5 protein-coding genes are annotated in these 7112 nt (G+C 66.3%); 1 reads left to right on the top strand and 4 read right to left on the bottom strand.

The annotated features are described in order from the left end of the window. Positions 1–31 precede the first annotated feature (31 nt). On the bottom strand, positions 32–349 hold the full coding sequence (locus ABQE93_RS26980; protein WP_448411956.1) for a helix-turn-helix domain-containing protein: 318 nt from the start codon (positions 347–349) through the stop codon (positions 32–34). 302 nt (positions 350–651) lie between these two features. Here ABQE93_RS26980 and ABQE93_RS26975 point away from each other — a divergent pair, with 302 nt between their 5' ends. Beyond that, on the top strand, positions 652–798 hold the full coding sequence (locus tag ABQE93_RS26975; protein WP_448438085.1) for a hypothetical protein: 147 nt from the start codon (positions 652–654) through the stop codon (positions 796–798). A gap of 256 nt (positions 799–1054) precedes the next feature. Here the strand turns inward: ABQE93_RS26975 and ABQE93_RS26970 are convergent, their stop codons facing one another. The 3 genes from ABQE93_RS26970 to ABQE93_RS26960 form a co-directional block, all read right to left on the bottom strand. Beyond that, complete coding sequence (locus ABQE93_RS26970; protein WP_448411960.1) at positions 1055–1585, bottom strand: hypothetical protein; 531 nt, start codon at positions 1583–1585, stop codon at positions 1055–1057. A gap of 128 nt (positions 1586–1713) precedes the next feature. After that, entirely contained in the window at positions 1714–5442 is a 3729-nt protein-coding gene (locus tag ABQE93_RS26965) for a bifunctional nitrate reductase/sulfite reductase flavoprotein subunit alpha (RefSeq protein ID WP_448411962.1), read from the bottom strand. An 8-nt stretch (positions 5443–5450) separates the two neighbouring features. Continuing rightward, positions 5451–6866, bottom strand: coding sequence for a nitrate/nitrite transporter (locus ABQE93_RS26960; protein WP_448411964.1), 1416 nt, complete (start codon positions 6864–6866; stop codon positions 5451–5453). Positions 6867–7112: the final 246 nt, after the last annotated feature.

Raw genomic sequence — 7112 nt, 5'->3', positions numbered from 1 at the left:
GTCATGGGTTACACATGAGTCGAGTCATTGGTTACAGATTGCCGGTCGACGGCACCCGAAGGCCTTGCTGTTCGAGGTGCCATCGCAGGGTCAGGGGGCCGGCGTCGAGGCCGTCGGCGGTCAGTTTTTCGCGTAGCACCACGATGACCGCAATGACCTCGTCGCTGACTCGGCGGGGGTTGCTTGCGGGTCGCCGGGAGCGTGGATCGACGGCTTCTAGACCGCCGTGGTCGTAGCGCTTCAGCAGTCGGTAGATGTGTTGGCGGGAGTATCCGTAGGTCTGTGCTGCGGCAGTCACCGACAGCCGGCCGCTGCGGACTTCAAGGACGACGACGCGAGCTTTCGACATGAACCAGGACTGTCACCTATGACCCGACTCATCCGGCCTCGATCCAGGTGTAACCCATCACCCGACTCATCTGTCACCTATGTCGTGAACTCACACACCCCCTCGGACGCCACGAACTGCATAGGTCGTTGTCGAACAGTCGGCGCCATTTCGTGCGCCTCTGATCAGGCGACCGCCGACGCCGGGTTCTCGCCGGAGTGAATGAATCTCGACACTTTCGGGTCCGCCCACACCGCAAGCTCGTCGAAGGCTACGCGCAATGGCAGGCCTGGTCGTCGCTGACACCAGAATCTGCCGGCGACGTGGCCGAAGGTCTTGCCGGACCTCCGTCGGCGCACAAGGATGGCGACGAAGACACCAAACGATTTGACATGCTCGTTCTGCGCCGCCAGCTCGCACAACTGGAGGGCGACGCCATTGCAGCCGAGAGGCTGCGCGAACAGAACTGACCGCGAACGGCGTCGTCGAACCCGTGCGGCTATACGAATCCCCCTATACCGACCACGCCCCTACCGGGCCCGACGACGTTTTCGCCGAATCCGACGTCGACAACATAGTTTCGATACTCATCACCGTCCGCGCTAACGCGGCACCCGAGGGCGGGGCCGCGTAGCCATACATCGCTTGCTTTCACCGGACCGACCAGGTCAGTACGCGTTACGCGCGCAGCGTCTGGCCCCAACCGTCAGAGCGGGCACAGCGCGGTCACTCGACCACCTTGAATGTTTCCGGGTTCAGCCCGGCGGTCCGGTAGCGCGCCCACGGGTCAGGGTCGTTCTCGTCCAACGGTCCCTTGCCGACGCCCGCGCTCGTTAGACGATCATCTTCAGCCTTGGTGATCACGGCGGCCGCGAGGTTGCAATCGAGGTAACGGATAAGTTCGCCCGCGTCCAGTTCTTCAGATCTCTGAATCAGGTTCTGGATCAGAATGTTCCGTGGTTGCACGTGCTCCAGAACGAGCCCCAGACCACCCTTGAGGGTCTTAGGGTTGGCTTCGAGGGCGGCTCGCGCATCGGGCGACCACGGGTACCCCAGCGGATACTTGCCGGCTTTGGTCGGCTTGGGAAGACGCGGAAGCTCCCAGAAGCTCCATAGTGCTTGGCGTGCGACATGCGTAGTGCCTGCGTAGCGACGATCGCGTATTGTTCGGCAACCGCGCAAAATCGCCAACAGCCCTTCCGCGTCGTTATCGTCCTCCCCTGGCCCAAGCGAAATGGGCCGTCCCGGTTCGATCATGACTGCATCCCATCGACGAGATCGACTTCCTGCCTAAACCTAGTGCACAAACCTGCACTAACGACCTGACAAAGCCGCGGAAGCAGCCATGTACATGCCGAATCCGTACGGTAGGACCAGACACCACATCAGTACACGTCACGCACGTAGCGTTTGGTCGCCACCAACTCGCGTTTGTAGTCGTGGGCCTGCTCGTGCGACATGCCGCCGTGGCGCTCGATGATCTTGGTGAACGCGGCGTCGACGTCTTTGGCCATCCGGGCAGCATCCCCGCAGACGTACAGGTGCGCGCCGTCGGCCACCCAGCGCCACACGTCGGCGCCGTAGGCGAGCATCCTGTGCTGGACATACACCGGTTTGGCCTGGTCTCGGGAGAACGCCAGATCCAGCCGGTTGAGCAGGCCGTCGCGCGCCATATCCTCGAAATCATCACGGTAGTAATAGTTCTCGCGGCGGTGCCGCTCACCGAAGAACAGCCAGTTGCGCCCGGTGTGCCCGCGGGCGCGGCGCTCCTGCAGGAACCCACGAAACGGCGCCACCCCGGTGCCCGGCCCGATCATGATCATCGGCGTCGCGCCGTCCTCGGGCGGCCGGAAGTGCGGCGAGCGCTGCAGAAACACCGGCGCCGACGCCGCCCGGTCCGCCAGATACGTCGAGCACACCCCGCCGCGCGGGCCGCCGTCGGCACCGCGGTAGCGCACCACCGCCACCGTCAACTGCACCTCGTGCGGGCTGACCAACGGGCTCGACGAAATCGAGTAGCTGCGCGGCGTCAGGCGCACCAGCACCTGCTGCCACTCCACCGGATCGGCGTGCACGACAAAGCGCTGCACCAGGTCCAGGCCGTTGCGGCCCACCAACCACTTGTCCAGCTTGTCCTTCGACGCGCGCAGCGGTTTGGCGTCGCGGCTGTGGTCGGCGATAAACCGCAGCAGGTCCGGCGTGACCCGGCAGATGTCGTAGTGCGTCGTCAGCGCGTCCCGCAGGCTCATCTCGGCGCCGTCCACCTCGACGACCTGCCCGCCCCGCAGCCCGGTCGCGGTCAGCCACGCCTCCACCACCGCCGGGTCGTTCTCGGCGAACACCCCCAGCGAATCGCCGGTGGCGTAGCTGACGTCGTGCGCTGAGATGTCAAAGCCGAACTGGCGCACCTCTTTTCGCGATGTCGATGCGGTCAGCACGGTGTTGCGGACCAGCGGGACGACGATCGGGTGCGCACGGGTGAACGGTTCGGCGACCTTGATCGCCTCGGGTGCGACCGTCCTTCCCAGCAGCGTGCCGACCTGCTCGGCCCACCGCCGCATCGGTTCGTCGTCGTGGGCCTCGCATTCGGCGCGGTCGAGCAGCCGCGTCGCCCCCAGCGCGGCGAACTTCGTGTCGATGGACTTGGCGTGCCCGCAGAAGTTCGCATACGCGCGGTCGCCGATCCCCAGCACCGCATACCGGACCCCGTCCAGCCTCGGCGCGTCCGGCGACGCCAGCCGGGACCAGAAGCCCGCCCCGTTGTCAGGCGGCTCGCCATCGCCGAACGTGCTGGTGACAACGAACACGTCACGCCCGGCGCCCAGGTGCCTCAGCTCCGTGTCGTCCATGTTGACCAGGTGCGCATCGCCGAGCCGGTCGGCCAACTGGGTGGCGACCTGCTCGGCGGTGCCGGTCTGCGACGCCCACAGCACCAGTGGCCCGTCACCGGGAAGCGGCTGTCCGACGGCCAGGGAAGCGGCAGGCGCCGGACCCACCGGCCGAAGGTTGACCGCGCACGCCTTGAACTCCGGTTGCAGCGAGTCGGCGTCGACGGCGTCGCTGGTCACCGCGTTGACGGTGAGCAGCGCACCGTGTTCGTCGTTCCAGTGAAACGGCGCGAAACAGTTTCCGGGCCGCACCCGGTCGCTGATCACCGCGGGAAGCACGACGCGGCCACGTCGTGAGATCAGCTCGACGGCTTGGCCTTCGGTGATCTGCAGTTGAGCGGCGTCGGCGGGATGGAGTTCGACGAACGGGCCGTTGTCGAGCTTGTTGAGCGCGGCTACCCTGCCGGTCTTGGTCATCGTGTGCCATTGGTGCGGCAGCCGACCGGTGTTGAGCACGAACGGAAAGTCGCCGTCGACGCGTTCGGCCGCCGGGTCCATTTGTGGTCGGGCGTGAAACCGCGCCCTGCCCGACGGGGTCGGGAACATCAGGTCGCCGCGGTCGAGGTAGCGGATCGGGTTCCGGGGTCCACCGTCCGGCGGGCATGGCCACTGCTGCGGTGTATCCCGTAGCCGCGCATAGCTGATTCCGCGCAGGTCGTATCCGGTGGCGGGATTGGTGAAACCGCGGATCTCGTCGAAGATCTGCTCGCTGGAGTCGTAGCGGAAGTGCTCCCCGAAGCCCAGATGCGTTGCGACCTCACAGATCAGCCGCCAGTCCGGTCGGGCCTGCCCGGGCGGGGCAGTCGACTGCTGCAGCAGCGTCATCGTGCGTTCGGAGTTGACCATCACACCGTCGGCTTCGGACCACATCGCGGCGGGCAGCACGATGTCGGCGTAGCGGTTGGTCGCGGTGCTGCGGTAGGCGTCCTGGGTGATGACGAGCTCGGCCTGCTGTAGGGCGGCAAGGACGGTGTCCCGATTAGCCACGGAGGCAACGGGGTTGGTGCAGATGATCCAGCAGGCCTTGATCTCGCCGTCGGCGGTGCGGCGAAACATCTCGATGGTGCCGGGTCCGACGTCGGAGCGGATGGCGCCCGGGGCCACCCCCCACCGCTGTTCGACGAACGCGCGGTCGGCCGCCGACGTCACCGCGCGCTGGCCGGGCAACCCCGGTCCCATGTAACCCATTTCGCGTCCACCCATGGCGTTGGGCTGACCGGTCAGCGACATCGGGCCGCTGCCCGGCCGGCAGATCGCGCCGGTCGCGAGGTGCAGGTTGCAGATCGCGTTGGTGTTCGCGGTGCCGTGCGTGCTTTGGTTGAGCCCCATGGTCCAGCAGGTCATCCACTCCCCCGCGTCGGCGATCATGCGCGCGGCGGTGCGGATGTCGGATTCGGCCAGCCCGGTGATCTCGGCGACGGTGGCCGGCGGATAGTCGGCGAGGAAGGCGGGCATGGTTTCCCAGCCCTCGGTGTGTGCGGCGATGAAGTGCTGGTCGATGTCGCCGTTTGCGACCAGAAGGTGCAGGAGACCGTTCAGCAGCGCCAGATCGGTTCCGGGTGTGATCTGCAGGAACAGGTCGGCGCGTTCGGCGGTGGCGGTGCGGCGGGGGTCGACGACGATCAGCTTGGCGCCGGCCTTCAGCCGGTCGGCCATCCGTAGATACAGGATCGGGTGGCAGTCGGCCATGTTCGATCCGATGACGAAAAACAGGTCGGTGCAATCGAAGTCGTCGTAGGAGCCGGGTGGGCCGTCGGCGCCCAGCGACTGTTTGAACCCGGTTCCTGCGCTGGCCATGCACAGCCGCGAGTTCGACTCGAGGTGCACGGTGCGCAGGAACCCCTTCGCCAGCTTGGTCGCCAGATACTGGGCCTCGATCGACATCTGGCCCGAGACGTACAGCGCGACGGCGTCGGGCCCGTGTTCGTCGACGATGGCGCGTAACCGCCGTCCGGCCTCGGCCACCGCGTCGTCGACATCGGCCGGGACGAGGTCCTCGCCGCGGCGCATCAGCGCGCAGGTCAACCGGTCGTCGTCGGCTCGCATCATCTCCGCGTGCGTTGCGCCCTTGGTGCACAGCCGACCGGCGTTGGTGGGATGCAGTTTGTCGCCGGCGATCCGGGCGATGACGGGTCGGCCGGTGTCCCCGTCGGTGCGGGTGTGCACCTCGATGCCGCACCCGACACCGCAGTACGAGCACGCCGTGCGCGTCACCGTGTCCGTCATGGGCGCCGTCAAGTCGCGGACACCGGCGTGGGCGCCTGGCCGATCTGCTCGCCCGCACCGGCCCGCGCGGTCTGGATGCGCAGGAAGACGAACCAGGTCACGATCGCGCAGACGACGTAGAAGCCCAGGAACACCCAGAACGCGTTGGTCGCCGACTTCGCGTCGCTGACGTAGGAGGCGCGCAGCACGACGTTGATGAACACGCCGCCGAGTGCACCCGTGGCGCCGGCGAATCCGATCAGCGCTCCGGACATGCTGCGCGACCATGCCGCTTTCTCGCTGCGCGTCCATTCGGTGCGGCCTTGGGCCTTGGCCTCGAAGATCGACGGGATCATCTTGTAGGTGGAGCCGTTGCCGATGCCGGAGAGGATGAACAAGGCGATGAAGCCGACGACGTAGGCGATCATCTGCCCGTCGGAGGCCGCGCCGAGGGTGCGGTCGTCGAACATGCCTGCGGTGACGAGGATGCCGGCGGCGAAGATCATCGCCACGAACGTGTACAGCGTCACCCTGCCGCCGCCGATCCGATCAGACAGCTTGCCGCCGAACGGCCGCGCGACCGAGCCCAACAGCGGTCCGAGAAACGCGATCTGGGCGGCGTGCAGCGAGGCCTGGGCCGGGCTGTCACCGCCGGCGAGAAGGTTGATTTGCAACACCTGGCCGAAGGCGAACGAGAACCCGATGAACGATCCGAATGTGCCGATGTAAAGAAAGCTCATCACCCAGGAGTGCTTGAACCGCAACGCCTCTGCCATCGCGCTCAGGTTGGACCGCTGGTTGCCGAGGTTGTCCATGAAGCACGCGGCGCCCAGCGCAGCCGCGGCGATCAGGACGAGGTAGATGGCACAGACGATTTCGGGTGCGGTGTTGCTGACCGTCGCGATCACCAGCAGGCCGACGAGCTGGATCACCGGAACACCGATGTTGCCGCCGCCGGCGTTGAGGCCAAGCGCCCAGCCCTTGAGCCGCTGCGGGTAGAAGGCGTTGATGTTGGTCATTGACGACGCGAAGTTGCCGCCGCCCAACCCGGCGAACGCCGCGACGACCATGAACGTGGTGTAGGACGTTTCGGGCCGTCCCATCACCCACAGTGTCAGCAGGGTCGGAACGAGCAGCAGCAGCGCGCTGACGATCGTCCAGTTGCGGCCGCCGAACTTGGCGGGTGCGACCGTGTACGGGATCCGCATCGCCGCCCCGACCAGGGTGGGGATCGCGACGAGGTAGAACTTGCCTGCCGCGTCGATCCGATAGACGTCCTGCGGCATGAACAGCACCATTACCGACCAGATCGACCACACCGAGAACCCGACGTGCTCGGCGAAGATCGACCAGATCAGGTTGCGTTTGGCGATGTGCTTATTGGTGGACTCCCAGGCCTCGACATCCTCGGCGTCCCAGTGCTCGATGGTGCGCCCGTGGCTCAACGTCTTCACGAAAACAAGGTTGACCCGAACCCATTCCGCGACCGTTGCACCGTCGTATCGCGGATATCAACACTGGCTCATTCCGCGAGGGCGGCCGATGCGCGGTCGATGAAACCCGCCCGAAACAATTGCGAGCCAGGTCACTTCGCCTTCGGAGTTCAGGCGGCGTGGAGGTTGGCGAGTTCGATGCTGATGTGCATCTCGAGCTCGCTGACCTCGATCGGTGCTGGGCCCGGTGGCGGAGGA

The organism is Mycolicibacterium sp. XJ662 (genome assembly GCF_053484035.1).
Note: the sequence above shows the minus strand (reverse complement) of the source record. Positions and strands in the feature narration are given on the sequence as shown.

What these genes read in the sequence shown, in the direction of transcription:
- ABQE93_RS26980 (WP_448411956.1), bottom strand. Translation starts at nt 349, where the DNA reads ATGTCGAAAGCTCGCGTCGTCGTCCTTGAAGTCCGCAGCGGCCGGCTG.
- ABQE93_RS26970 (WP_448411960.1), bottom strand. Translation starts at nt 1,585, where the DNA reads ATGATCGAACCGGGACGGCCCATTTCGCTTGGGCCAGGGGAGGACGAT.
- ABQE93_RS26965 (WP_448411962.1), bottom strand. Translation starts at nt 5,442, where the DNA reads ATGACGGACACGGTGACGCGCACGGCGTGCTCGTACTGCGGTGTCGGG.